We start from the raw sequence: 25,315 nt of genomic DNA, 5'->3' as shown, positions 1-25,315 counted from the left end.
GCTCCGGAATGCCCTCCGGGCCCGGCATAAGGGCGCGCGGCGGCCCCGACCAGGGGGTGTTCGTCCGCCGCGCCGGTTCAGCCCGCCGCGATGGCCTTCTCGACGAAGGCGGTCACGCCGGCGATGTAGCGCTGGATCGGGATCCCGCGCTTCCGGTGCTTGGCCCGCTTCACGTACCAGTCCTGCAGGAGCGGCTTGATCAGCGCGGCGGTGAGGTCGACGTCGGCGACCGCGAAGACGCCCGCCGCCGCGCCGCGGGCGAGGACTTCGGCGAAGATGCGCTCCGTGGCGGCCTCGCTCTCCGTCGCCATCGTCCGGGCGGGGGCCGGGAAGCCCTTCGCCTCCATGAAGGCGAAGACGAACCAGGGCTGCATCGCCTCGGTCAGGCGGATATGGGTCTCGATCAGCCAGCGCAGATGCGCGGCCGGATCCGCCGCGAGCCCCGCCGGGGCCTGCCGCAGGACCGCCTCGGCCGTCTCGGCCACCTCGGTGAGGATCATGACCAGCAGCGTGTTCTTGTTGTCGAAGTACGAGTAGAGCCCGCCCATGCTGAGCCCCGAGGCCCGGGCGAGGTCGCGCAGGCTCGTCTCGTGGAAGCCCTGCCGGCTCGACAGCTTCAGCACCGCCTCGATGATCCGCGCGAGGTTGGCGACGGCGACATGGTCCTTCCGGACGCTGATCCGGTCCCGGTGCCGCGCCAGGATCCGCGCGCAGATCGCCTCGGTGGCGTAGGCGTCCTTCACCGGAAGGTGTGCCGGAAAGTTCGCCGGAAGAGCGTCTGCGGGGCTCATCGATCCATCGTCGCGCCGTCGTCGTTTCGTCGTCGCGCCAGCCCGCGGTGGCCACGACCGGGAGCGGCTCCCGAGGTCTAGCCCGTTGCCAGGCGCGAATCCAGGCGATAAAAAGCGAGCGCTCGCTCGATTTTCGTCGTCGGCACCGACCCAGGAGGTGGGCCCGTGGATTTCACCATCTCCCCGCGCGTCGAGGATTACCGCGCCCGGATCGCGGCCTTCGTGGACGCGCACATCTTGCCGCTCGAGGCCGATCCGGCCGCCTATGACGGCCACGGCAACATCAGCCTCGCCGAGCTGACGCGGCTGCGCGGCCTCGCCCGCGCAGAGGGCCTGTGGTGCCTGCAATTGCGGCCCGAGACCGGCGGCGCCGGGCTCGACAAGGTCGGCATGGCGGTCTGCTACGAGGCCATGAACCGCTCGATCTTCGGCCCGGTCGTGTTCAACTCGGCCGCGCCCGACGACGGCAACATGATGGTGCTGGAGAAGGTCGCGACCCCGGACCAGAAGGCGCGCTGGCTCGCGCCGATCGTGGAGGGGCGGGTCCGCTCGGCCTTCGCCATGACCGAGCCGCATCCCGGCGGCGGCTCCGATCCCGGCATGATCCAGACCCGGGCCGAGCGGCGGGGCGACGGCTACGTGGTCACCGGCCGCAAGTGGTACATCACCGGCGCCGAGGAGGCCGAGCACTTCATCCTGATGGCGCGCACCTCCGACGACGCGCGGAAAGGGCTGACCGCCTTCCTGTTCCACAGGGACCAGCCCGGCTGGCGGATCCTGCGCCGCATCCCGATCATGGGGCCGGAGGAGCACGGCGGCCATTGCGAGCTGCTGTTCGAGGGCCTGGAGATCCCGGCCGAGAACGTCCTGATGAACGAGGGCGACGGCCTGAAGCTCACCCAGATCCGCCTCGGGCCGGCGCGGCTGACCCACTGCATGCGCTGGCTCGGCCTGTCGAAGCGCTGCGTCGAGATCGCCCGGGCCTACGCGGCCGAGCGGCACGGCTTCGGGATCCGGCTGGCCGACCGGGAGAGCATTCAGCTGATGCTGGGCGACCTCGCGATGCGGATCGAGATCGGCCGCCTCCTGGTGATGAAGGCTGCCTGGGCCCTCGACCGGGGCAGCTTCGCCCGCAAGGAGGTGTCGATGGCCAAGGTCCACGTGGCCAACCTCCTGCACGCGGCCGCCGACACGGCGATCCAGATCAACGGCGCGCGGGGCTACTCCACCGACACGCCCCTCGAGTGGATCTACCGCTACGCCCGGCAGGCGCGCCTCGTGGACGGGGCCGACGAGGTCCACAAGATGGTCCTGAACCGCAATCTCGAGGCCGAGGGCGACGCCTTCTGGTCGTGGGACGTCGGGGCCTGAGCGTCGGGGCCTGAGCGTCGGGGCCTGAGCGTCGGGGCCTGAGCGTCGGGGCCTGAGCGGGGCCGACACCGTCCGCCCGCCGCGCGGGGCGCGTCGGCAGGCCGAGCCAGACAGGGAAGCCGAGAGGAAGCCGAGAGTATGACCGAGGTCGTGATCACAGGCGCGGTGCGCACCGCGATCGGCACGTTCGGCGGCGCGCTGGCCGGCACGCCGCCCTCCGTCCTCGCCGCAAGCTGCGTCGCGGAGGCGCTGCGCCGCGCCGGGACCGCGCCCGAGACGGTCGGGCACGTGGTCCTCGGCAACGTCATCCCGACCGAGCCCCGGGACGCCTACATCGCCCGCGTCGCGGCGATGGAGGGCGGGATTCCCGCGGAGGTGCCGGCCATGACGGTCAACCGCCTCTGCGGCAGCGGCCTGCAGGCGATCGTCTCGGCCGCGCAGTCCATCCTGCTCGGCGACGCCGAGACGGCCGTGGCCGGCGGCGCCGAGAGCATGAGCCGCGCCCCCCACCTGCTGACCACCGGGCGGACCGGGTCGCGCATGGGCGACGCCGTGCTGGTCGACTACATGCTCGGCGCGCTGACCGACCCGTTCGGCAACGGCCACATGGGCGTCACCGCCGAGAACGTGGCCGCGCGCTACGCCGTCCCCCGCGACGCGCAGGACGCCTTCGCGGCCGAGAGCCAGGCCCGCGCCGCGCGGGCGATCCGCGAGGGCCGGTTCCGGGAGCAGATCCTGCCGATCGAGGTCCAGCGCAAGCGCGAGACGGTGGCCTTCGACACCGACGAGCACCCGAAGGCCACGACCGCCGAGGACCTCGCCAAGCTGCGCCCGGCCTTCTCCAAGACCGGCAGCGTCACGGCCGGCAACGCCTCGGGGCTGAACGACGGCGCGGCGGCCCTCGTCCTGTCAAGCGCCGCGCGGGCCGCGCGCGACGGCGCGACGCCGCTCGCCCGCATCGTCGGCTACGCCCACGCCGGCGTGGACCCGTCCGAGATGGGCATGGGCCCGGTGCCGGCGGTGCGGCGGCTGCTGGAGCGGACCGGCCTGCGGGCGGCGGATTTCGCCGTCGTCGAGTCGAACGAGGCCTTCGCGGCGCAGGCCTGCGCGGTCTCCCGCGCCCTCGACCTCGATCCCGACAGGGTCAACCCGAACGGCGGCGCCATCGCCCTCGGCCACCCGATCGGCGCCACGGGGGCGATCATCACCGTCAAGGCCCTCTACGAGCTGGCCCGGACCGGCGGCCGCTACGGGCTCGTGACCATGTGCATCGGCGGCGGCCAGGGGATCGCCATGGCCCTCGAGCGCGTCCCGTGACGCGGCCCTGAGGCACCATGCTGGACGTGGATCAGAGGACGGCGCTCTGCGCCTGGATCGGCCGGACCCTGGAGGCCGGGTCGGTCGCGCTCGACGACGCCCGGCCGCTGACCGGCGGCTCGATCCAGGAGAACTGGATGCTGTCGTGCCGGGTCGACGGCGCGCCCCGGAGCTTCGTCCTGCGCAAGGACGCGGCCGCCACCATCGCGTCGAGCCGCTCGCGGGCGGAGGAGTTCCGGATCCTGCGCGCCGCCTTCGCGGCCGGCGTGCGGGTGCCGGAGCCGGTCGGATTCTGCGCGGATCCGGGGGTGGTCGGGGCGCCCTTCGCGCTGATGGGCCTCGTCTCCGGGATCGGGCTGGGGCCGCGGGTGGTCAAGGACACGAGCCTCGGCGGCGACCGCGCGGCCTTGGCCGAGCGGCTCGGCCGCGAGCTCGCCCGGACGCACGGCATCCTGCCGGCGGCCGGCCCGGGCACCGCCCCGGCGGACGACCTCGCCTTCCTCGGCGCGCCCGAGCCGGAGCCGGCCCTGGCCGAGATCCGCGCGCTCCGGGCGAGTCTCGACGGGATCGGCGCCGCGCGCCCGGCCCTCGAATGGGGCCTGCGCTGGGCCGAGCTCCACGCGCCGCCCTGTCCCCGGCCGGTCCTGGTCCACCGCGACTTCCGCACCGGCAACTACATGGTCGATGCCGAGGGCCTGACGGCGATCCTCGACTGGGAATTCGCCGGCTGGGGCGACCCGGTCCAGGATATCGGCTGGTTCTGCGCCGCCTGCTGGCGCTTCGGCCGGCCCGACCTGGAGGCCGGCGGCATCGCCCCGCGGGCCGCCTTCTACCGCGGCTACGAGGCCGAGAGCGGGCGCGCGATCGAGCCGGAGGCGGTGCGCTACTGGGAGGTCATGGCGCATCTGCGCTGGGCGGTGATCGCCCTGGAGCAGGGCCACCGCCACGTCTCCGGTCAGGAGACGTCGCTGGAGCTGGCGCTGACCGGCCGGATGGTGCCCGAACTCGAGGCCGCGATCCTGCGCGAGACCGCGCCCGAGCGGTGGGGAGCCCGATGAGCGAATCCTTCCTGGACGCGCCCGCGGGCGCCGCCCTCCTGTCGGTCGCCCGGCAGAGCCTCCTCGACGAGGTCGCGCCGGCCCTGTCGGGGCGCCAGCGCTACGTCCTGCTGATGGCCGCCAACGCGATGGGCGTGGTCATGCGGGAGATCGCGCAGGCCGGCGCGGCGGCCGGGGCCTGGGAGCGGGCGCTGGGCGGCGCCGGATCGCCGGCCGAGCTGGTCGCGGCGCTCCGCGCCGGCCGGCGCGACGGGGACGCGGCGCTCCACGCCGCGCTCGTCGAGACGACACGGATCGCCGCCGGCATCTGGAAGGCCCCGGGCTAGCGATCCCGGGCTCCGGATCCGGGCGTCAGTAGGTGCGGCCGGTGCCCCGGCGCCGGTCGTAGCGGCGCCCGAGATAGGCGATGAGCTTCGGCACGATGAAGGCCGTCAGGAGCTTGCGCAGCATCGGTAAACCCTCCGTCAGCGGGTGCGGCGGACGAGCCATCCCGCCGCGAAAGCGACGGCGGCCAGGCCCAGCAGGGTGTTGGTGCGGTTGGCGTCGGCCGTGCGGATCGCCTGCCGGCCGTAATCGGCGCCGCGGCGGCGCGCGTCCCGGGCGCGGTCCCGGCCCTCGTCGATCAGGTGGTCGGCCCGCCTCCGGGCGGCCTCGGCCAGATGGCGGCTGTCCTCCGCCAGGTCCTCCGCGAGGTCCTCGGCGCGGTCGCGGGCGCGGCCGTAGGCGTACTGCGCGCCGCCGGCCACCTGATTGACGGCGCCGCGCACTTGGCGGGCCGGGTCACCGGTCAGGCCGCCCAGGGCGGTCTGGGCGCGGCCCTTGAGGTGGCGGGACGCGCCGCGGATCTGGTCGCGGTTCATGCAGCTCTCCTGGTGTCGGGGAATGGAGCCCCGCCTCGGCGGGGGCGGCGGCGCCGGGGAGCCGGCGCCGCGGGACGGATCAGTGCTTGCCGGTGATCTTGTCGGCGACGGACTTGGCGCCGTCCTTGACGTCGCCGACGGTCTTCTGCGCCTCGCCCTTCAGCTCCTGCGCCTTGCCCTCGGCCACCAGCTTGTCGTTGCCCGTCGCCTTGCCGGCCGCCTGCTTGACGTTGCCCACCGCCTCGTTGGCCAGGCCCTTGATCTTGTCGGTCGTGCTGCTCATCGCGTGTGCTCCTGCTTCGCTGGTGAGGCCGGTCTCCCCGGCCGGTGGTGGCCCCCGCGATCGACGCGGGGGCCGGTGAAGGTGTCAGAGGGAGGTGTCAGACGCGCCGGGTCTCGTAGGCGCCGAGCAGGGTCGCGGGCTTGGGCGCGCCCATCCGGCCGCCGACATACGCCGCCAGCGCACCCAGGATCAGCGCCAGCGCGGCGTAGAACGCGCCCTGCGTGGCCGCCGACTTCGCCGTCACGGCAGCGGCCTCGGCCTTCTGCTTGGCGCTGGCCACCGCCTGCTCGTACTGCTTCTGGTAGTCGTCGATCTGCGCCTTGGCCTGATCCGGCGTGATGCCCTGCGCCTTGGCCAGGGCGTCGGCGGCGCGGGTCTTGGCCTGCTCCTTCTGGGCCGGGTCACCGGTCAGGACCGCCTTCACCGCCGCCACGGCCGCGTCCTTGGCGGCCTGCGGGTCCTGGCCGGCGGCCTGCTGGCGGACCTTGTCCTCGATGCCGTCGAGCGGGTTCGAGATCTTCGACAGCGACGGCGCCGCCGCCTGGGCGGCGGTCTGCACCGTGCCGCCGACGAGGTTGCCGGCGCCGCCGAGCGCGCTCGAGACGGTGCCGAGCGTGCCGCCGACCAGGCCGCTGGCGGCCGAGGTCAGCATGTACAGCACCACCAGGGTGGTGACCGCCCAGGAGACCAGCCCGTGCAGGGCGGCCGCACCCGGAAGGGCCTTGCCCGAGAGCCGCCCGGCAATGAGGCCGCCGGCCAGCGAGGCGACGAGGCCCGAGGCGACGAACCACGCGCCCGCACCCATCGAGACGGTGGAGGCGGAGGGATTGTCGGCGGCGGTCGTGCCGACCGAGGCCAGCCCGACGCCGACGCCGACGAGGTTGATGATCACCTGGGTGACCAGCGCGGTCACGGCGCCGGCGAAGATGGCGCCCCAGGAGACTTGGTTGAGCAGGACGGCGCGCGTGTCGGCGTGCGCGTCCGGCGCGAGGGGCGTTGCAACGGTCTGGATGGTGGTCACGCTGTCACTCCGGTGGTGGATCGCTGAAATTCGTGGGGCCGCCGGCCCGGACGGCCCAGGGGCGGCCGGGACGCGGCTCAGTCGCGGCGGGCGCTGACGAGCAGGCCGAGGCCGAAGCCCGCGATGCCGGCGATGAGCAGGGCGGCGAGCGGGTACTCGGCGACCTGCTGGCCGACCTCGCGGGTGCCGCGGCGCAGGGCGTGGCTGCCGCGCGCGTAGGCGTCCTCGGCGTAGTCGTACGCCTCCTCGGCGGCGTGGCGGACGCCGCGCTCGGCGCGGGCGTACTGGTCCTGCGCGGCGCCCTGGGCGCGGCGGGCGCGGGCCTCGACGTCGTCGGCCCCGAGATCGTCGACGGCGTCGCGAACCCGACCACCGAAGTCGCGGGCCGCGTCGGCCACGTGGTCGGCCGCGTCGCGCACGGTGTCCTTGGCCTGGCCGTAGAGGGTCTCGGCCTGTCCGGCGGCCTCGCGGGCGCGGCCCTCGACCGAGTCCCGCCGCGAGCCGGTCAGGTCGCCGAACGCGCCCTGCACCTTGCCGCCGAGTTCCCGGGCCGCGCCCGTGATCCGATTGGTATCGACCATGTCGTTCTCCTTCGTCGTCGCGTCGGCGACCGCCTCCGCGATCGCGCTCGTGGTGGGGGCGCCTCACCGTGAGGCGCCGGGTGACGTCCGTCAGCGCGGGCCGGAGCCCGCGGGCCCGGAGCCGGCCTTCGATCCGGGCGCGTCGCGCTTCTGGCGCCGGCCCTCGGTCTCCGTCCGGGCATCGCCGGTCAGCTTGCCGATGGCCTCCTTCACCGAGCCCTTGAGGTGCTCGGCGGACGGTGTCTTCCTGTCTTCGGTCATGGGCGCCTCGTCATGCGTGAGAAAACCCTTGCCGAGCGGAAGATGTACGCCGGGCGCGCCGGATCAATGGTTTAGTTGTACCAGTATGGCGGTATTCATCCGTCAGAGATGTTCAGGGGAAAGCCGTTCTCGCGCCCCCAAACGACTGCCTCGCTGCGCTTGTGGATGCCGATCTTGCGGTACAGGGCGGCGCCGTGATTGCGCACCGTGTTGCGCGACAGCCCGAGCTTGCGCGCGATCGCGTCGTCGCCGAGCCCCGCGCAGATCAGGTTGAGGATCTGGCGCTCGCGAACGGTCAGGCTCGGCGCCGCCGCGTCGCCGCCCTCCCGGGCCGGCCGGCGCAGGTTCGCCAGCTTCTCGATCAGCCCGCGGCTGAACCACGACGTGTCGGCCATCACCGTCTCGATCGCGTCGAACAGCTCCCGCTCCGAGTGCTTGCGCGCGGTGATGTCCTGCAGCACCAGCAGAACGAAGGCCGTCTCGTTGATCTCGACCCGCTCGGCCGAGACCAGGCAGTCGAGGTTCGCGCCGCTCTCGTGGCGCAGGCACACCTCGAGACCCAGCACGTAGCCCTGCCGCTCCAGGGCGGCCTCGACCTGCAGGCGCTGCTTCTCGGCGACCCACAGGCCGGCCTCCTCCAGCGAGCGGCCGACGACGCGGTCCCCGCCCAGGCCGAAGACCCGGCTGAACGCCTCGTTCACGCCCGTGACTTGGCCGTCCTCGGCCCGCACCAGCACGGTCGGGATCGGCGTCATCCGGAACGCCTTGGCGAAGCGCTCCTCGCTCTGGCGCAGGGCGGCCTCGGCCTTCCGGCGCAGTTCCAGGTCCGCGAAGGTGAACAGCATGCAGGGCTCGTCGCCCATCTCGATCGGCTGCCCGGCGACGATCACGAAGCGGCTCCCGCCGTCGGGCAGGTCGAGGCAGGCCTCCATCTGCGGGATCGTGCCGCCCGCGTTGAGCCGCGCGACGGCGAGGTCGCGGTTGCGCGCGCCGGCCAGGACGTCGACCTCGTAGACGCTGCGGCCGATGACGGCGTCGCGGGTGTGGCCGGTCATCTCCAGGAAGCCGTGATTGACCTTGACGTGGCGCAGGTCGGACAGCCGCGTGATCACGGCCGGGGCCGGGTTGGCGTTGAAGGTGCGCTCGAACCGTTCCTCGGCCTCGAACTGGTCGGAGACGTCCTTCAGGATCAGCGCGAGGCAGCTCGGGTTGCCGTCGCGGTCCGTGGCCACGAGGCTGCGCAGCGAGTGCACGAAGTCCATGTCGGGCTTGTCGGCCCGCCGCACCTCGACCACCACGTCGTGGAAGGTCTCGCCGGCGATCACGCGCTCGATCGGGTACTGGTTGGGCGTGATATGGTTGCGGTATCGGAGGCAGAAGCGGTCGCGATAGGCGTCGACGGTTGGGCCGAGCTCGTCGAGGCTCTCGGCACCGTGCATCGCCAGGGCGGCCGCGTTGGCGTAGGCGATGGTCTGGTCGGGCTCGACCAGGATCACGCCCTCGCTCAGGCCGGCGATGATCTGCCGGAGCTCATGCCTGTCGACGCCCGCCGTCACAGCTTCTGCACCCCTTCACGCGGTCACTGCCCTGTCGGCAGCGGGGCACAAACGGGTTGCGCACAAGCCGGTTCCCTCATCTAAGTTATTTTCCTGGTATACGCGCACCATTGACGCGGGCGTTTTGAGCCAAAGATAAATGCTCGCAACGCCGCGACGCCGTTCCCGCGCGCTCTCGGCCCCCCTTCCCAGAAGACGTGGCCATGCCGACCGTGCAGGATATTGACCGACTAGTGCGGGGGACCGCGGAACACGGGGACGTGATCTCCGCCCCGGGTGCGACATCATGTACGAGTCGGCGCGAGAATTTTCCAGAAGTTGCAGAACTTGAGGAAAATTCGCGTCTAAGACGCCTGCTCGACCGCCTGTCGGAGGCCGCGGACGCCGCGGAGGCCGAGGGGCAGGTCCCGGTCGGCTTCGGGGCGGCGCTGGTCGACGCCGTGCCGGACCTGCGCCGCCGCGCGCTGATGCTGACCCGCGACGCCATCGCGGGCGATGTCCAGGGGGACGACCTCGTCCGGCTCACCCTCCTGAAGGCCTGGGAGCGCCGGGCGGCGTTCCGGCCTGGAACCGGGATGCCCGCATGGCTCGACACGTTCCTGCGCAGCCGCCCCGCGGGCGGCCGCGCCGGGCCGACCGGCCTGTCGCGGAACGGCGTGTCTGCCGGGATGGCCCGCTGAGACATGTCGGCGCGTGGCATCCCGCGGAGCCGGTGAGAAACACGGCGTACTGGTAAAAATATCTCATTCCCACGAATGTGTTAGGCCCCATATCGCGGTCGTGGAACGCGCCGTGCGCCGTCGGGCGCCGCCGGGTTCCGCGCCCCTTTCCCGAGGTTGTGCCGGGCGGATGGCCCTCTTGTCCGGCACGGCCGCGAGGCCGGGCGCCCGCGCCGCTCCGGGCGCGCGTCCGGCCCGTTGCCCTTTCACCCCGTGCTCCGGCTCCCGACGCTCCGTCGTGCGACCGCACCGACTGACGGTCCGCCCGCGCGCCGTGCCGCGCGACGGATCCCCCCGGCACGGAGGAATCCCATCCGAGATCCGAGACCATCACTGAGGAGACGATGACCCGACTTCGCGCCGCACGGCTCGCGCCCGCCCTGATCCTGACCGCCTGCACGACCGTCTGCGCCGCGACGGGAGCCTCCGCGGCCAACCGGTTCGACGGGTCATGGTCGGTCATCGCCACCGCGGAGAGCGGGAGCTGCACGGGGCCCTACAGCTATCCCATCGTGATCCGGGACGGGACCGTGGACGACGTCGGCGGCAACGGCGTCGACGCCTCCGGCCGGGCAGGGCCGGACGGCCGGATCACCGGCACGATCCGCAAGGGGCTGGCCAGCGTCTCGGTCACGGGCCGCCTGCGCGGGTCCGCCGGGACCGGCCGCTGGACGCTGTCCGGGCTCGGTGCCTGCGCGGGGCGCTGGACGGCCCGCCGCACCGGCTAGGGAGAGCGGGCGGTCGGCCTCTTTCCGGCCCCTTTCCGGCCGAGGCGCGGCGGTCACACGGTCAGGACGGCCCAGCCGTGGGCCGGAAGGGTCACGCGGGCGCCGGTGCTGCCGGCCTCGGCGAGATCGCCGGTGCCGGCCTCGATCGCCCGGGCTTCCGGCACCGGCAGCGTCGCGTCCGCGTCGGCGAGGTTCAGGGCCGTCAGCACCCGCGCGCTCCCGTCGCCCAGCGCGAGCACGATCTGCGCGTTGGCGAGGTGCAGCGCCCGCGCCCGCGCGCGGTGGAGTCCGGCGTGGCGCCGCCGGAGGGCGATCAGGTCCCGGTGCAGCCGGTAGATCGGCCAGCCGTAGGGAGCGAGATCCGCGGGCGTCGGCGGGAAGGCCGGCCGGATAGCGTCGTCGCCGCCGACCCGCTCCTCCTTCACGCCGCGGAAGGCCTGCTCGTCGCCGGCATAGATCGAGGGCGTCCCGCCGCAGGTCAGCAGGATCGCCAGCGCGTGCGGCAGGTGCCGCTCGTCGGTGAGCCGGCTCGCGATGCGCGTCACGTCGTGGTTGCCCACGAAGGTCAGGGGCGCGAACCTGTCGAGAAGGCCGTTGTGCCGGTCCAGGGCGTGGGCCAGCTCGAACAGGTTGCGATCGTTGAGGGCGCTCCAGATCGCCTTCCAGAGCTCGTACTGGGTCACCGAATCCATGCCGGTGTCCTGCACGATGCGGGCGTAGTCGCCGTGGATCACCTCGCCGACGATGTAGGCCTCCGGATGCGCGAGGCGGACCTGCCGCAGCACGCGCGCCCAGAAGCGCGGCGGCACCGCGTAGGCCGCGTCCAGCCGCCAGCCGTCGGCGCCCCGGGCGAGCCAGTGGCCCATGACGGCGGCGACGTGGTCAGCGACGCGCGGGTCGTCGTGGTTGAGCGTGACGAGCTGCCGGTGTCCCTCGAAGCAGGCGTAGTCCGGCTCGATGCCCGGGCCGGAGCCCCGCGGCCAGGACAGCCGGAACCAGCCGGCCCGCTCGGATTCGGGCCCGTGCCGCAGGACGTCCTGGAAGGCCGGGTGCGCCCGCCCGACATGGTTGAACACGCCGTCGAGCAGGACGCGGAGGCCGCGGGCCCGGGCCGCCGCGACCAGGGCGTCGAAATCGGCCTCGTCGCCGAGGCGCGGGTCGATGCGGAAATGGTCGATCGTGTCGTAGCCGTGCGTGGAGGCCGCGAAGATCGGCCCGAGCGCCAGCCCGGACGCGCCGAGCTCGACCGCGTAGTCGAGCCAGCCGTGCAGGTGGGCGAGGCGGTGCGTGACCGGTGCGGCCGGATCGGCTTCGTCGGGGGCTCCGACGAAGCCGAGGGGAAAGACCTGCCACCAGACTGCCTGTTCGATCCAGGACGCCACGCGACCTCCTCCGTCTCCGATCGGGACCGAACCCTGCCGCGCCGCGATGGTTGCAGGCTCGCCGCCGGCCCGGACGCGGCCTCGGCTCGCGGCGGGGGATCCCCGGGCAGCCCGGACCAAGATCTGGGGCGGGGCGCGGTCACGGGTCGGGATGTGGGATCGGGCAGGTGGCGCGGGGCGGGAAGAGATCTCCGCGGACCGGCGCTAAGTCCCGGCCGCGCCAGCGCTATCGCTGCGGAACCGGGACGCTGTCTTGTCACCAGGAAAGCCTGGTGGAGCTGAGGGGATTCGAACCCCTGACCTCCGCAGTGCGATTGCGGCGCTCTCCCATCTGAGCTACAGCCCCGTCGAGGCGCCGGCCTTGTAGGCGCGGGCGGCTCAGCCTGTCAATTCCCTGTTTCAACGTCGCCCGCCGCGCGCCGCTCCGGCGCTGGGGTGCGGGCGGCCCGAAGGATACGCGCGGACCCGCATGAACGCCCTGATCTGGCTCTTCGACACGGTCGTCCAGCTTTTCATCTACGTCCTCATCGCAAGCGCGGTTCTCAGCTGGCTCGTCGCGTTCAACGTGGTGAACGTGCGCAACCCGATCGTCGCGCAGATCGGCGAGGTGCTCTACCGGCTGACCGAGCCGGTGCTGCGGCCGATCCGCAACCTGCTGCCCAATCTCGGGGGCGTCGACATCTCGCCGATCATCCTCATCTTGCTGCTGCTGTTCATCAGCCGTCTGCTGCATGAATACGCCGTGCCCGCAGCTTACGTTTACACGCAGTAGGGTCGAACGCCCGTGAAGACGAATCCTGGCCGCTTCTTCGAGGATTTCCGCCTCGGCGAGACCATCCGCCACGCCACCCCGCGCACCGTGACGGTGGGCGACGTGGCGCTGTACACGGGCCTCTACGGGCCGCGCTTCGCCGTGCAGTCGTCGGACGCCTTCGCCCGGGCCATCGGCTACCCGAAGAGCCCGCTCGACGACCTGCTCACCTTCCACATGGTGTTCGGCAAGACCGTCCCGGACGTCTCCCTCAACGCGCTGGCCAATCTCGGCTACGCCGAGGGCGGGTTCCGGCGGCCGGTCTACCCGGGCGAGACGCTCTCCACCGTGTCGGAGGTGATCGGCCTCAAGGAGAGCTCGAACCGGCAGACCGGCGTGGTCTACGTCCGCTCGGTGGGCTCCGACGAGCGCGGCGAGACCGTGCTGAGCTATTGCCGCTGGGTGCTCGTGCGCAAGCGCGACCCCGAGGCGGCGATCGCCGAGGAGCACGTGCCGAGCCTCGCCAAGGTGGTCGACCCGCAGGACCTCGCGGGCGCGCTGCCGAAGCTCTCGGCCGCCGCCTACGATACCGACCTCGCCGGCAGCCCGCACCGCTTCGCGGATTACACGGTGGGTGAGAAGATCGACCACGTCGACGGCATGACCGTCGAGGAGGCCGAGCACCAGATCGCCACGCGCCTGTTCCAGAACACCGCCAAGGTGCATTTCGACGGGCTGGCCGCCAAGGACACCCGCTTCGGCCGGCGCCTGATCTACGGCGGCCACGTGATCTCGCTGGCGCGGGCGCTGAGCTTCAACGGGCTCGGCAACGCCTTCGCCCTCGCGGGCATCAACGCCGGCCGCCACGTGGCGCCGCTCTTCGCCGGCGACACGGTCTATGCCTGGAGCGAGGTGCTGGCGACCGCCGATGTCGGCCGCGACGATGTCGGGCTCCTGCGCCTGCGGACGGTCGCCACCAAGAACCAGCCCTGCGGCGCCTTCCCGGACCGCGCCGGCGACGGCTACGACCCGGCGGTGATCCTCGACCTCGACTACTGGGCGTTCGTGCCGAAATAGGCGGCCGCGCCCCGGACGGCACCGCTCGGCGAGGCCGGCGGGGGCGCGCCTCAGCGGATCCCGCCGCCGACCACGCCCGCCTCGACCGCCAGCGACAGGCGGTCCGTGACCGCCCACTCGACGCCCACGCCGGCCACCGGCCGGACCGCGATGTCCTGGCGCGCGAACGGCAGCGACCCCGGGGTCGGCCCGACGCGCAGCGTCTGGTGCAGGGCCAGGGCGCCGGTCTTGGCGTAGACCAGCACGTCCGGCGCGACGAGGGTGCCGACCTTCACCTCCAGGGATCCGGCGAAGTCGTTGGAATAGGCGAGCCGCCCGTAGCCCGGCGTGAGGTTGCCGCCGAGGCCGGCGAGATAGTCGAACCCGCCGCTGATGCCGTAGAGGATCGGGCCCTCCTGCCACATCCGGCCGCCCTCGAACCCGATGGTCGGTCCCGAATAGCTGCCGAGATGCCGGGACGTGCTGACCGCGTAGCCGGTCGACAGGCGGGCGTAGGAGCCGGTCCAGCGGCCGTACGCGTCCTCGGGCATCTGCGGCCACGCGAAGGAGGGCAGCGGCGCGAAGCCGATGGACGGCCAGAACAGCGCCTGGGCGGCGGCGGGACCGGCCGGGAGCCAGCAGGCCCCGAGCACGAGGCCGGCCGCGAGGCGGCGGAACGGACGGGAATCGGCGCGTCTGCTCATGCCGCCATCCTACCCGAAGGCACCGGATCGCGACAGGCTTGGCCGTGGCCGCCCGCGGGATCGTGCGCGCCCCGCCCGCCGCTGACCGGGCGCTCAGATTTTTCCGTCGAGGCCCATCTGGTAGTACTTGTGGGTGATCTTGTCCTGGTTCTCGAGGAGCCAGTCGATCGAGGGCTCGTTGGTCATGGCCTTGCGGATCGCCTCGGTCATGCCCCGGCGCTGGATGTCGAACAGCGCCTTGTGGTCGACGTGCTGGGCCTCGATGACGCCGGGGCTGAGCCAGACCGAGCAGATGATGCCGAGGTCGTTGGCCTTGTGCTTGGGGATGTAGCCGGCGCGCACGGCGTCCAGCACGCCGTTGGCGATGGCGAACTGGACGGTGCCCATCAGGATCGAGGTGTACTTGCTCTCGGTGACACTGACCTTGGACACGCACAGGGTGACCGGGCGGACCATGATGTCGGTGTTGAGCAGGGCGAAGACGCGGCTGTGGCCGACGACCTGATCGCCGGTCAGCGTGGCCAGGGCGGTGCCGACCGGCCCGTCGAGCTCGCCGATGATGACCTCGGGCTCGGAGGCGGTGTTGGGCGGCCCGCCCGCGACCAGGGCCTCGCCGGCCCGCAGGATGATGCGCTCGTTCATGCTGTCCCTCGTGGCGGTCGGGCGATCCGGCTCTGCCCGACGGCGCGGCTCCTAACACCGGCCCGCCGCGCCTGTCGACGCGGGCGGGCGCACGCCACCGGCTGCGGCTCCGCGGCGCGGGAGGAGGGGGCGGCCGGAGGGGGGCGGCCGTCGCGGCCGCCCGCCCGGTCAGTCGCGCACGATGACCTTGGTGCCGACGCGGACCCGGTCGTAGAGGTCGGTCACGTCCTTGTTGGTCATGCGGATGCAGCCGGACGAGACCGCCGCGCCCATCGTCTCGGGCTCGTTCGAGCCGTGGATGCGGTAGAGCGACGAGCCGAGATAGAGGGCGCGGGCGCCCAGCGGGTTGTCCTGGCCGCCGGCCATGTACCGCGGCAGGTCGGGGCGGCGGGCCAGCATCTGCTGCGGCGGGCGCCAGTCCGGCCACTCCTTCTTCATGGTGACGGTCTTGGTGCCGGACCACGAGAAGCCCTGCCGCCCGACGCCCACGCCGTAGCGGACCGCCGCGCCGCCGCCGAGCACGTAGTAGAGCCGGCGCTGGCGGGTCGAGACCACGATGGTGCCGGGCTTCTCCTTGCCGGTCCACGCCACCGTCTCGCGCGGGATCGCCTGGCTGCGGAAGATGTTGAGGAAGTCCGCGATCGGACCCCTGTCCAGCGGGTTGGCGGCCGCCGCCGGGGCGCTCCCGAGCAGCAGGCCCGCGAGCCCGAGTAGCGCGATCCGTCTCGCCATGGTCTTCCGTCCTCCGTTCGTCGCGACGCGGTTCTTCGCGGATCTCGGCGGGTCTTCGCAGATCTCGGCCGGGCCCGCGCGGAACCCCTGCGCGCATGGGGAGAGCCGGCCCGGACTTCACGGCAAGGTTGAGGCCGGCCCGCCAGTATGGCCACTTCCGGGCGCAGCTGTGTGCTGCGCGCAACACTGGGCGGGTGGCGCGACGCCGTGGGTGATTGCGCGCGGCGACAGCCGTGCTTATCTCAGACTCGTGATCCGATCCGCCGCTCTCCTGACCCGCCGCGCCGCGGGCCTGCCGGACCGCCTCGCCCGGGGCCTCGCCGCGCTGGCGCTGCTCGTACTCGCGACGGCCGCGCTGGTGGCCGCGCCCGCGCGGGCCGAGGCCGCGCGCCCGGAGGGCCCGGCCTGCGCCATCGCGAGCCCGCGCCTGACGATCCTGTCCGGCACGCCGGACGCGCAGCCCGAGGCCAAGCGGTCCGAGGCCAAGCGTTCGGTCTTCGGCCGCACCGATCTCTGCGCCGCCGACAGCGAGATCCTCACCGAACTGGGGCTGCCGCGCCCGCCGGTCGACGCGCCGCGCCCCCGTCACACTGTCAACGCATCGTTCGACTACAGGTCCGACAGCGTACCGGCCTCCGCGCCGGACGGTTCGCCGCACCGGCCTCCACGCCGGGCCTGACGCGCGCGCCGGTCTCGCGGCCGGCATGATGGCGCGCCCGTCCTGATCTTCGCCCGACCGGCCTCGTGACCGGTCCCGGGATCTGACTCGACGATGCGCGGGCCCACGCTCCGCGCCAGCCTCAGCAGACGCATGCTTTCAGGAGCGTCGGTAATCGTGACCCGCACTTTGTCCGCCAGAATCCCGTCGTCGTTCCGCGCCTCGGCCCGCGCGACCGCCCTCCTGCCCGCGGCCCTGCTCCTGCTGGGTGTCGCCGCCTGCAACCCGAAGCAGGTCGCCGCGCCGACCCCGCCGGTGCCGGAGGTCGGGTTCGTCAAGGTCGAGCCCCAGGCGATCCCCTACCTGCGCGACCTGCCGGGCCGCGTCGCGCCGATGCGCATCGCCGAGGTCCGCTCCCGGGTCTCCGGGCTCGTGGTCAAGCGGCTCTTCGAGCAGGGCAGCCAGGTCAAGGAGGGCGACATCCTCTACAAGATCGACCCGGCGCCCTACGAGGTCGAGCTCGCCAGCGCCGAGGCGGCCCTCGCCCGCCAGGAGGCCGCCCTGGTGCTCGCCCGCCAGCAGGCCGACCGGCTCGAGCAGCTGCTCTCCCGCGCCACCGCGAGCCAGGCGCAGTACGACGCCGCCTTCGCGGCCAAGAAGCAGGCGGAGGCCGAGGTGGCCGGCGCCAAGGCGACCCGCGACCGCGCGCAGCTCAACCTCGGCTGGACCGACGTGCGCGCGCCGATCACCGGCCGCATCGGCCGGGCGCTGCTCACCGAGGGCACGCTGATCGAGCCGGGCTCCACGGGGGCGCTCGCCACGATCCAGCAGCTCGACCCGATCTACGTCGACATCACCCAGTCGGTCGGCGAGCTGAACCGCCTGCGCCGGGACCTCGCGAGCGGCGAGCTGGCGCGCCTGGAGGACAACACCGCCAACGTCCACCTGATCATGGATGACGGCTCCCTCTACCCGCTGGCGGGCCGGCTGCTGTTCTCGGACGTCACCGCCGACCCGAGCACCGGCCAGGTGACGCTGCGGGTGCAGTTCCCGAACCCGCACGACGAGCTGTTCCCCGGCATGTACGTGCGGGCGCGGATCAAGCAGGGCATCGATTCCGACGCGATCGCGGTGCCGCAGCAGGCGATCCAGCGCACCGACGACGGCCGCGCCGAGGTCTGGATCGTGCGTGCCGACGAGACCGTGATGCGCCAGCCCGTCGAGGTCGGGCCGGTGGTCGGGCAGAACTGGCTGATCCGCTCGGGCCTCAAGGCCGGCGAGCGCGTCATCATCGACGGCTTCCAGAAGATCACCGTCGGCGCCAAGGTGAAGCCCCTCGACCAGACCCCGGTCCACGGCGAGACCGGACCGAAGCACGACACCGACGAGGCGCCCGACGTGCCGGGCGACAAGGCGGAGGTCACCCCGCGGGCCGCCGCCGTCCAGCAGCGCCACTGAGTCCGGGAGAGCCCGATCATGGCACGCTTCTTCATCGACCGCCCGGTCTTCGCCTGGGTGGTGGCGCTGTTCATCTGCCTCGGCGGCGCGCTCGCCATCCCGAACCTGCCGGTGGCGCAGTACCCGGTGATCGCCCCGCCCTCCATCGCCCTGTCCACGGCCTATCCGGGCGCCTCCGTGGAGAGCCTCTACATCGGCACCACCCGGCTCATCGAGGATGAGCTGAACGGCGCCGCCAACATCATGAGCTTCGAGTCGACCACCGACTCGTTCGGCTCGGTCAACATCACCGCCACCTTCCAGCCCGGCACCGACCCGTCGCTCGCCTCGGTCGAGGTGCAGAACCGGCTGAAGCGCGTGGAGGCGCGCCTCCCGGCCGAGGTGCGCCAGCAGGGCATCCTCGTGGAGGAGGCCTCGGCCGCGACCCTCAACATCATCACCCTGGTCTCCAAGGACGGGTCGATGGACGAGGTCGGCCTCGGCGACTTCCTGATCCGCAACGTCATCAACGAGATCCGCCGCATCCCCGGCGTCGGCCGCGCGACGCTCTACTCGACGGAGCGGTCGCTGCGCGTCTGGGTGGATCCCGACAAGCTGCGCGGCCTCTCGCTCAGCGCCTCGGACGTCACCGACGCGATCCGCAACCAGAACGTCCAGGTCGCCTCCGGCTCGGTCGGCGCGCAGCCGAGCCCGACCCGGCAGGCGCTCACCGTGCCGATCATCGTGAAGGGCCAGCTCGGCACGATCGAGGAGTTCGGCGCCATCGTGCTGCGGGCCAATCCCGACGGCTCGAACGTGCGCCTGCGCGACGTCGCCCGGATCGAGCTCGGCGGCGACGCCTACCAGTTCTCCACGCGCCTCAACGGCGGCCCGGCCGCCGGCATCTCGGTGACGCTCGCCCCGGACGGCAACGCGCTCGAGACCGCCAAGGCGATCCGCGCCAAGATGGTGGAGCTGTCCCAGTTCTTCCCGCCGGACCTGAAGTGGGACATCCCCTACGACATCACCCCGGCGGTGGAGGCCTCCATCGAGAAGGTGCTGCACACGCTGGTCGAGGCGGTGGTGCTGGTCTTCCTCGTGATGTTCCTGTTCCTGCAGAACATCCGCTACACCCTGATCCCCACCATCGTGGTGCCGATCGCCCTCATGGGCACGGTCACGGTGATGTGGATCTCGGGCTTCTCGGTGAACGTGCTCACCATGTTCGGCATGGTGCTGGCCATCGGCATCCTGGTCGACGACGCCATCGTGGTGGTGGAGAACGTCGAGCGGATCATGAACGAGGAGGGGCTGCCCCCCAAGGAGGCCACCAAGAAGGCCATGGGGCAGATCACCGGCGCGATCATCGGCATCACCCTGGTGCTGATCGCCGTGTTCATCCCGATGGCGTTCTTCCCCGGCTCGGTGGGCATCATCTACCGGCAGTTCTCGATCGCGATGGTGACCTCCATCGCCTTCTCGGCGCTGCTCGCCCTGTCGCTGACGCCGGCGCTCTGCGCGACCTTCCTGAAGCCGATCGAGAAGGGGCACGGCCACGCCAAGGGCGGCGTGTTCGGGATGTTCAACCGCTTCGTCGATCGCGAGACCGCCCGCTACGGCCGCGGTACCGCGGCGTTCATCCGGAAGTCCGGCCGGGTGATGCTGGTCTACGTCGCGCTGGTGGCGGGCACGGCCTACGCCTTCGTCAACCTGCCGGAGGGCTTCCTGCCGGTGGAGGACCAGGGCTTCTTCACGGTCGACATCCAGACGCCCCCGGGCGCCTCCTACAACCGTACCCAGGAGGCGGTGCGCAAGGTCGAGGAGCACCTGCTGGCGCAGCCCGGCGTCGCCACCGTGACGATGCTGAACGGCTTCTCGTTCTCGGGGCAGGCCCCGAGCACCAGCCAGGCCTTCGTGACCCTGAAGCCCTGGTCCGAGCGCGACGCCAAGAACTCGGCCGCCGCGCTCGTGGCCGGCACCAACGCGGCCCTCGCCACGTACCGCGACGCCACGGTGGACGCGCAGGAGCCGCCGCCGGTCGACAACCTCGGCAACGCGGCGGGCTTCTCGTTCCGCCTGCAGGACCGGGCCAACCGCGGCTACGCGGCCCTGCTGTCGGCCCAGGAACAGCTCCTGAAGCTGGCCTCGCAGAGCCCGGTTCTCCAGAAGGTGAAGATCGAGGGCCTGCCGCCGACCCCGCAGGCGGAGCTGGTGATCGACCGCGAGAAGGCGGCCGCGCTCGGCGTGAAGTTCGAGGACATCAACAACACGATCCAGCTCAACCTCGGCTCGGTCTACCCGAACGACTTCCCCAACCGGGGCAAGATGCAGCGGGTCTACGTGCAGGCCGAGCAGCTCCAGCGCATGAACGCGTCGGACATCCTCAACTACGCGGTGAAGAACGCCACCAACACGATGGTGCCGATGTCGTCCTTCGCGGAGCTGAAATGGAGCATGGGGCCGAGCCAGATCGTCGGCTTCAACGGCTACCAGTCGGTGCGCTTCACCGGCGAGCCGAACCCCGGCTACACGTCGGGCGACGCCATCGCCGAGATGGAGCGGCTGATGCTGCAGCTGCCGAAGGGCTTCGGCTACGCCTGGACGGGTCAGTCCTACCAGGAGAAGCAGGCGGGCAGCCAGGCGAGCCTGCTGCTCGCCCTGTCGGTGCTGATCGTGTTCCTGTGCCTCGCCGCGCTCTACGAGAGCTGGGCGATCCCGGTCTCGGTGATGCTGGTGATCCCGCTCGGCGTCATCGGCGCGGTGGCGGCCGTGTACCTGCGCGGCATGCCCAACGACGTGTACTTCAAGATCGGGCTGATCACGATCATCGGCCTCTCGGCCAAGAACGCGATCCTGATCGTGGAGTTCGCCAAGGACCTCTGGAAGCCCGGCACCTCCGTGGTGCGGGCCGCGGTCGAGGCGGCGACGCTCCGGTTCCGGCCGATCGTGATGACCTCGCTCGCCTTCATCTTCGGCGTGGTGCCGCTGGCCATCGCCACCGGCGCCGCCTCGAAGAGCCAGCAGGCGATCGGCACCGGCGTGATGGGCGGCATGATCACCGCGACCGTGCTGGCGGTGTTCTTCGTGCCGGTCTTCTTCGTCGTCGTCATGCGCCTGTTCCGGCGCAAGGCGGTGGCGGAGGGCGAGGCGGCGGAGGCCGAGACGCGGCACGAGCCGGCGCGGGTGGCGGCCGAGTAGGCCGGCGCCGGCCGCGCGTTGCGGCGTCCGGTCGACGTCTTCGCTGGATGCCGCCCGCTCCGTCATCACGAGCGGAGCGACGTGACCCAGGGCAGCGCGCCGTCGCGCGGCGCCGCCCTGGATGGCTTCGGTGCGCTCGCCAAGACGGGGCGCGTCTAAGCCGCGATTCTGTAACGGGGATGAAGCGGGGAAAACGCGCTTCGGAACGCGCTTCGGAAGACACGAGATGTCGCGCCCCCGCGACAGGCTCGGCCCTCGTCTTGTATACAGATGGTCCGATGCTTGCTGACGCCGCGGTGGACACCGCCGGGGCAGCCGGCCGGTGGCGCATTCACGGTCTCGGAGATCCGCTTGTCCCGCTCAGCCCTGAAGACCCTCGCCCGCGGCGTGGCCGCGAGCACGGTCGCGACGTTCGCGTTCGCCGCGCTGCCCGCGCAGGCCGCCAACGTCTTCCGCTTCGCCTTCCAGGGTGACCTGAAATCCCTCGACCCGTACTCCCTCAAGGAGAGCTTCACGGAAGGGATGCAGCAGGCGGCCTACGAGTCCCTCGTCACCCTCGACAAGAACCTGAAATTCGCCCCCGGCCTCGCCGAATCCTGGGAGACGCCCGAGCCGACCCGCTGGCGCTTCCACCTGCGCAAGAACGTGAAGTTTCACGACGGCTCGCCGTTCACCGCCGACGACGTGATCTTCTCCGCCCAGCGCGTCCGCGCCCCGGGCTCGAACTTCACCACCAACGTGCCCGCCGACGCCGAGTTCGTGAAGGTCGACGACTTCACCGTCGACATGGTGCTGAAGAAGCCGAACCCGATCGCCATCGCCCAGTTCCCGACCTGGGTGATCATGTCGAAGGCGTGGTCCGAGAAGAACGGCGTCGTGCAGCCGACGCCGCCCAGCGCCACCAGCCCGAGCTACGCCACGCTGCACGAGAACGGGACCGGCCCGTTCGTGATCACCGAGCACCAGCCCGGCGTGAAGACCGTCTTCAAGAAATTCGACGGCTACTGGGGCAAGGTCGAGTCGAACCTCGACGAGGCGGTGCTGACCACCATCGCCAACCCGGCGACCCGCGTCGCCGCGCTCCTCTCCGGCGAGGTCGACTGGATCGACCCGGTGCCGCTGCAGGACCAGCAGCGGGTCAACGCCAGCGGCACCGCCACCGTGATGGCGGGACCTGAGCTGCGCACGATCTTCCTCGGCATGGACCAGGACCGGGACGAGCTGAAGGATTCCAGCGTCAAGGGCAAGAACCCGTTCAAGGACATCAAGGTGCGCGAGGCCTTCTACCTCGCCATCGACGAGGACACGATCGCCAAGCGCGTGATGCGCGGGCAGGCGGTGCCCTCCGCGCTGATGATCGCCCCGGCCCTCTACGACCGCGGCGCCGAGTTCAAGCGCCCGGCCACCGACCTCAAGAAGGCCAAGGAGCTGATGGCCCAGGCGGGCTACCCGGACGGGTTCTCGCTGACCATGGATTGCCCGAACGACCGCTACGTCAACGACGAGGCGATCTGCCAGGCGGTGGTCTCGATGCTGGCCCGCATCAACGTCAAGGTGAACCTGAACGCCCAGCCGAAGGCCAAGTACTTCGCCAAGGTGCTGGCGCCTGCCTACGACACCTCGTTCTACCTGCTGGGCTGGACCCCGTCCTCACTGGACAGCCACAACATCCTCTACGAGATCGTCGGCTGCCGGAAGCCCGGCGACAAGTCGGGCCGGGGCAGCTGGAACCTCGCCGGCTACTGCGACCCGAAGATCGACGCGATCGCCGACAAGGTCGAATCCGAGACCGACAAGACCAAGCGCGACGCCCTGATCAAGGAGGGCTTCGACGTCCTCAACGCCGACTGGGGCTACATCCCGCTGCACCAGCAGGCGCTGGCCTGGGGCGTCTCCAAGAAGGTCCACCTGACGCAGCGCGCCGACAACCTGCTGCTGCTCTACTGGGTGTCGAAGGACCCGCAGTAGGGGCCGGGGCGTGCTCGCCTTCCTGCTGCGCCGGGTGATCCAGGCGGCCGCGGTCCTCGCGGTCGTCGGGCTCATCGCCTTCGCGATGTTCCGGTTCGCGGGCGACCCCGTGAACCAGATCGTCGGGCCCGACACCACCGTGGCCGAGCGGGCCCAGATCCGGACGGATCTCGGCCTCGACGACCCGGTCCTGGTCCAGTTCGTCCGCTACGCCGGCAACGTGGTGCGGGGCCAGTTCGGCATCTCGTACCAGTTCCGGCAGCCGGTCTCGCAGCTGCTCGCCGAGCGCATGCCGGCGACGCTGGAACTCGCCTTCTGCGCGACGGTCTTCGCCCTGGTGGTGGGAATCCTGATGGGCGTGTACTGCGCGCTGCGCCGGGAGTCCTGGCTCGCCGGGCTGTTCCAGGCGGTCTCGCTGATCGGGATCAGCCTGCCGACCTTCCTGATCGGTATCCTGCTGATCTACCTGTTCTCGGTGACGCTGGGCTGGCTGCCCTCCTACGGGCGCGGCGACACGGTGCGGCTCGGCTGGTGGACCACCGGCTTCCTGACCGCCTCCGGGCTCAAGGCGCTGATCCTGCCCTCGGTGACGCTCGGCCTGTTCCAGATGACGCTGATCATGCGGCTGGTCCGCGCCGAGATGCTGGAGGTGCTGCGCACCGACTACGTCCGCTTCGCCCGGGCGCGGGGGCTCACCACCCGCGCCGTCCACCTGCGGCACGCGCTCAAGAACACCCTGGTGCCGGTGATCACCATCGCGGGGCTGCAGCTCGGCTCGGTCATCGCCTTCTCGATCATCACCGAGACGGTGTTCCAGTGGCCCGGCATGGGCCTGCTCTTCGTCCAGGCCGTGCAGAACGTCGATATCCCGATCATGTCCGCGTACCTGCTGCTCGTCGCGCTGATCTTCGTGACCATCAACCTCGTGGTCGACATCCTCTACACGGTGGTGGACCCGCGCCTGCGGCTGCCCGCGGGGCGGACGGCGTGAGGTCGGACATGACGGACTCCTCCGCCCGGCCACCCCGTCATCGCGAGCGCAGCGAAGCGACCCAGGGCAGCGCGCGTCCGGTCGGCGTGGCTCTGCTGGATCGCTTCGCGCCGCTCGCAAAGACGACAGGTGCCTCCCTGAGCTTCCCGACTGGACATGGCGTGAGGGGCGGCCGATGAGCGGGTACGACCTCGACGCCGGCGACGCGCCGCCGGTCCCGTTGCCGGAGGCGAAGCCCTCGCGGCTCGCGCGCTGGCGCGACTCCGACCTGCTGGCGAACTTCCTGCGCTCGAAAACCGCTGTGGCGGCGCTGATCGCCACGCTGCTGATGGTCGGGCTCGCCTTCGCGTCCCCGTGGATCGCCCCGCAGAACCCCTACGACCCGGCCCAGCTCGACCTGATCAACTCCAACCTGCCGCCGATCTGGCAGGCGGACGGACAGGCGCCGTTCTATCTCGGCACCGACGACCAGGGCCGGGACGTGCTCTCGGCGGTGCTGTACGGCCTGCGCCTGTCGCTGATCGTCGGCGTGCTCGGTGTGCTGACCTCCGGCATCCTCGGCATCGCCCTCGGCCTGATCGCCGGCTACGCGGGCGGCTTCCTCGACACGCTGATCATGCGGGTCGCCGACGTGCAGCTCACCTTCCCGGCGATCCTGATCGCCCTGGTGGTGGACGGCGTCGCCAAGGCGAGCTTCGGCAGCGCGCTCGATGTCGGGCCGCTGATCGGGCTGATCGTGGTGTCGATCGGCCTGTCCTTCTGGGTGCAGTACGCCCGGACCGTGCGCTCCTCCGTGATGGTCGAGAAGGGCAAGGACTACGTCCAGGCGGCGCGGCTGATCGGCCTGTCGCCCCCGGTGATCATGGTCCGCCACGTCCTGCCGAACGTCACCGGCCCGGTCTTCGTGATCGCGACGATCAACCTCGCGCTGGCGATCATCACGGAGGCGACCCTGTCGTTCCTCGGCACCGGCCTGCCCGAGACGATGCCGTCGCTCGGCACGCTGATCCGCACCGGCAACCGGTTCCTGTTCTCCGGCGAGTGGTGGATCGTCGCCTTCCCGGGGCTGGCGCTCGCCGGGCTCGTCATCGCCATCAACCTCCTGGGGGATTGGCTGCGCGACGCGCTCAATCCGAAGCTGCAATGATCGGGCATCGTCATCGCGAGCGCAGCGAAGCGACCCAGGGCAGCGCGACCTCGGTGAGCGCGGCGCCGCTGGATTGCTTCGCTCCGCTCGCAAGGACGGGAGG

25 protein-coding genes and 1 tRNA gene are annotated in these 25,315 nt (G+C 71.7%); 14 read left to right on the top strand and 12 right to left on the bottom strand.

Annotated features, from left to right (window positions below; translation table 11 throughout):
- Positions 1–77: 77 nt before the first annotated feature.
- Entirely contained in the window at positions 78–791 is a 714-nt protein-coding gene (locus C4T42_RS23595; protein WP_051123804.1) for a TetR/AcrR family transcriptional regulator, read from the bottom strand.
- A 165-nt stretch (positions 792–956) separates the two neighbouring features.
- On the opposite strand from C4T42_RS23595, the gene C4T42_RS23590 reads away from it, so the two are divergent.
- The 4 genes from C4T42_RS23590 to C4T42_RS23575 all read left to right on the top strand — a co-directional run bounded on the left by C4T42_RS23590 (position 957) and on the right by C4T42_RS23575 (position 4,863).
- Entirely contained in the window at positions 957–2,162 is a 1,206-nt protein-coding gene (locus C4T42_RS23590) for an acyl-CoA dehydrogenase family protein (RefSeq protein ID WP_020096310.1), read from the top strand.
- A 138-nt stretch (positions 2,163–2,300) separates the two neighbouring features.
- Positions 2,301–3,479: a beta-ketothiolase BktB gene (bktB, locus tag C4T42_RS23585; protein WP_020096309.1), complete on the top strand. Its 1,179-nt coding sequence runs from the start codon at positions 2,301–2,303 to the stop codon at positions 3,477–3,479.
- A gap of 17 nt (positions 3,480–3,496) precedes the next feature.
- The gene (locus C4T42_RS23580) at positions 3,497–4,537 is read left to right on the top strand and encodes a phosphotransferase family protein (protein ID WP_020096308.1); all 1,041 of its coding nucleotides are present in this window, start codon (positions 3,497–3,499) and stop codon (positions 4,535–4,537) included.
- Positions 4,534–4,863, top strand: a complete 330-nt coding sequence (locus tag C4T42_RS23575) for a DUF6285 domain-containing protein (RefSeq protein ID WP_020096307.1) — start codon at positions 4,534–4,536, stop codon at positions 4,861–4,863. Before C4T42_RS23580 ends, C4T42_RS23575 begins: the two co-directional genes overlap by 4 nt.
- Before the next feature lie 138 nt (positions 4,864–5,001).
- Here C4T42_RS23575 and C4T42_RS23570 read toward each other — a convergent pair whose 3' ends face one another.
- The 6 genes from C4T42_RS23570 to C4T42_RS23545 all read right to left on the bottom strand — a co-directional run bounded on the left by C4T42_RS23570 (position 5,002) and on the right by C4T42_RS23545 (position 9,099).
- The gene (locus C4T42_RS23570) at positions 5,002–5,397 is read right to left on the bottom strand and encodes a CsbD family protein (RefSeq protein WP_020096306.1); all 396 of its coding nucleotides are present in this window, start codon (positions 5,395–5,397) and stop codon (positions 5,002–5,004) included.
- Between the two features lie 79 nt (positions 5,398–5,476).
- Positions 5,477–5,680, bottom strand: a complete 204-nt coding sequence (locus C4T42_RS23565) for a CsbD family protein (RefSeq protein ID WP_020096305.1) — start codon at positions 5,678–5,680, stop codon at positions 5,477–5,479.
- 97 nt (positions 5,681–5,777) lie between these two features.
- Entirely contained in the window at positions 5,778–6,701 is a 924-nt protein-coding gene (locus C4T42_RS23560) for a hypothetical protein (RefSeq protein WP_020096304.1), read from the bottom strand.
- A gap of 77 nt (positions 6,702–6,778) precedes the next feature.
- A complete protein-coding gene (locus tag C4T42_RS23555) occupies positions 6,779–7,282 on the bottom strand; it encodes a CsbD family protein (protein ID WP_020096303.1) in 504 nt (167 codons plus the stop codon).
- 90 nt (positions 7,283–7,372) lie between these two features.
- Positions 7,373–7,543: a CsbD family protein gene (locus C4T42_RS23550; RefSeq protein WP_020096302.1), complete on the bottom strand. Its 171-nt coding sequence runs from the start codon at positions 7,541–7,543 to the stop codon at positions 7,373–7,375.
- 95 nt (positions 7,544–7,638) lie between these two features.
- Positions 7,639–9,099, bottom strand: a complete 1,461-nt coding sequence (locus tag C4T42_RS23545; RefSeq protein WP_103985953.1) for a helix-turn-helix transcriptional regulator — start codon at positions 9,097–9,099, stop codon at positions 7,639–7,641.
- Positions 9,100–9,359: 260 nt separating this feature from the next.
- On the opposite strand from C4T42_RS23545, the gene C4T42_RS23540 reads away from it, so the two are divergent.
- Entirely contained in the window at positions 9,360–9,779 is a 420-nt protein-coding gene (locus tag C4T42_RS23540; RefSeq protein ID WP_234081646.1) for an RNA polymerase subunit sigma-70, read from the top strand.
- Positions 9,780–10,162: 383 nt separating this feature from the next.
- Positions 10,163–10,546, top strand: coding sequence for a hypothetical protein (locus C4T42_RS23535; RefSeq protein WP_020096299.1), 384 nt, complete (start codon positions 10,163–10,165; stop codon positions 10,544–10,546).
- Positions 10,547–10,599: 53 nt separating this feature from the next.
- On the opposite strand, the gene C4T42_RS23530 is transcribed toward C4T42_RS23535, so the two are convergent.
- Together C4T42_RS23530 and C4T42_RS23525 are read right to left on the bottom strand one after the other, a co-directional pair.
- Positions 10,600–11,928, bottom strand: coding sequence for an alpha-amylase family glycosyl hydrolase (locus C4T42_RS23530; protein WP_103985951.1), 1,329 nt, complete (start codon positions 11,926–11,928; stop codon positions 10,600–10,602).
- Between the two features lie 270 nt (positions 11,929–12,198).
- Positions 12,199–12,274 (bottom strand) — tRNA-Ala (locus C4T42_RS23525).
- Between the two features lie 123 nt (positions 12,275–12,397).
- Here C4T42_RS23525 and C4T42_RS23520 point away from each other — a divergent pair.
- Both C4T42_RS23520 and C4T42_RS23515 read left to right on the top strand, forming a co-directional pair.
- On the top strand, positions 12,398–12,700 hold the full coding sequence (locus tag C4T42_RS23520) for a YggT family protein (RefSeq protein ID WP_020091350.1): 303 nt from the start codon (positions 12,398–12,400) through the stop codon (positions 12,698–12,700).
- Between the two features lie 12 nt (positions 12,701–12,712).
- Positions 12,713–13,756, top strand: coding sequence for a MaoC family dehydratase (locus tag C4T42_RS23515; RefSeq protein ID WP_020091349.1), 1,044 nt, complete (start codon positions 12,713–12,715; stop codon positions 13,754–13,756).
- A 50-nt stretch (positions 13,757–13,806) separates the two neighbouring features.
- Here the strand turns inward: C4T42_RS23515 and C4T42_RS23510 are convergent, their stop codons facing one another.
- The 3 genes from C4T42_RS23510 to C4T42_RS23500 form a co-directional block, all read right to left on the bottom strand.
- Positions 13,807–14,439, bottom strand: a complete 633-nt coding sequence (locus C4T42_RS23510; RefSeq protein ID WP_020091348.1) for a hypothetical protein — start codon at positions 14,437–14,439, stop codon at positions 13,807–13,809.
- A 93-nt stretch (positions 14,440–14,532) separates the two neighbouring features.
- A complete protein-coding gene (locus C4T42_RS23505; protein WP_012321386.1) occupies positions 14,533–15,081 on the bottom strand; it encodes a formaldehyde-activating enzyme in 549 nt (182 codons plus the stop codon).
- Positions 15,082–15,249: 168 nt separating this feature from the next.
- Complete coding sequence (locus C4T42_RS23500) at positions 15,250–15,813, bottom strand: L,D-transpeptidase family protein (RefSeq protein WP_020091347.1); 564 nt, start codon at positions 15,811–15,813, stop codon at positions 15,250–15,252.
- A gap of 250 nt (positions 15,814–16,063) precedes the next feature.
- Here C4T42_RS23500 and C4T42_RS23495 point away from each other — a divergent pair, with 250 nt between their 5' ends.
- The 6 genes from C4T42_RS23495 (at position 16,064) to C4T42_RS23470 (ending at position 25,212) form a co-directional block, all read left to right on the top strand.
- Positions 16,064–16,492, top strand: coding sequence for a hypothetical protein (locus tag C4T42_RS23495; RefSeq protein WP_020091346.1), 429 nt, complete (start codon positions 16,064–16,066; stop codon positions 16,490–16,492).
- 156 nt (positions 16,493–16,648) lie between these two features.
- The gene (locus C4T42_RS23490; protein WP_103985950.1) at positions 16,649–17,929 is read left to right on the top strand and encodes an efflux RND transporter periplasmic adaptor subunit; all 1,281 of its coding nucleotides are present in this window, start codon (positions 16,649–16,651) and stop codon (positions 17,927–17,929) included.
- An 18-nt stretch (positions 17,930–17,947) separates the two neighbouring features.
- On the top strand, positions 17,948–21,106 hold the full coding sequence (locus C4T42_RS23485; protein ID WP_103985949.1) for an efflux RND transporter permease subunit: 3,159 nt from the start codon (positions 17,948–17,950) through the stop codon (positions 21,104–21,106).
- Between the two features lie 351 nt (positions 21,107–21,457).
- Positions 21,458–23,074 (top strand): ABC transporter substrate-binding protein, encoded by a 1,617-nt coding sequence (locus tag C4T42_RS23480; protein WP_100252894.1) that lies wholly within the window; start codon positions 21,458–21,460, stop codon positions 23,072–23,074.
- A gap of 10 nt (positions 23,075–23,084) precedes the next feature.
- A complete protein-coding gene (locus tag C4T42_RS23475) occupies positions 23,085–24,065 on the top strand; it encodes an ABC transporter permease (RefSeq protein ID WP_042672011.1) in 981 nt (326 codons plus the stop codon).
- Between the two features lie 175 nt (positions 24,066–24,240).
- A complete protein-coding gene (locus C4T42_RS23470; RefSeq protein WP_020091341.1) occupies positions 24,241–25,212 on the top strand; it encodes an ABC transporter permease in 972 nt (323 codons plus the stop codon).
- Positions 25,213–25,315: the final 103 nt, after the last annotated feature.

Origin of the sequence: Methylobacterium sp. 190mf (genome assembly GCF_900107945.1) — a bacterium.
Lineage (GTDB): Bacteria > Pseudomonadota > Alphaproteobacteria > Rhizobiales > Beijerinckiaceae > Methylobacterium.
This window is presented reverse-complemented; position numbering and strand designations above follow the sequence as displayed.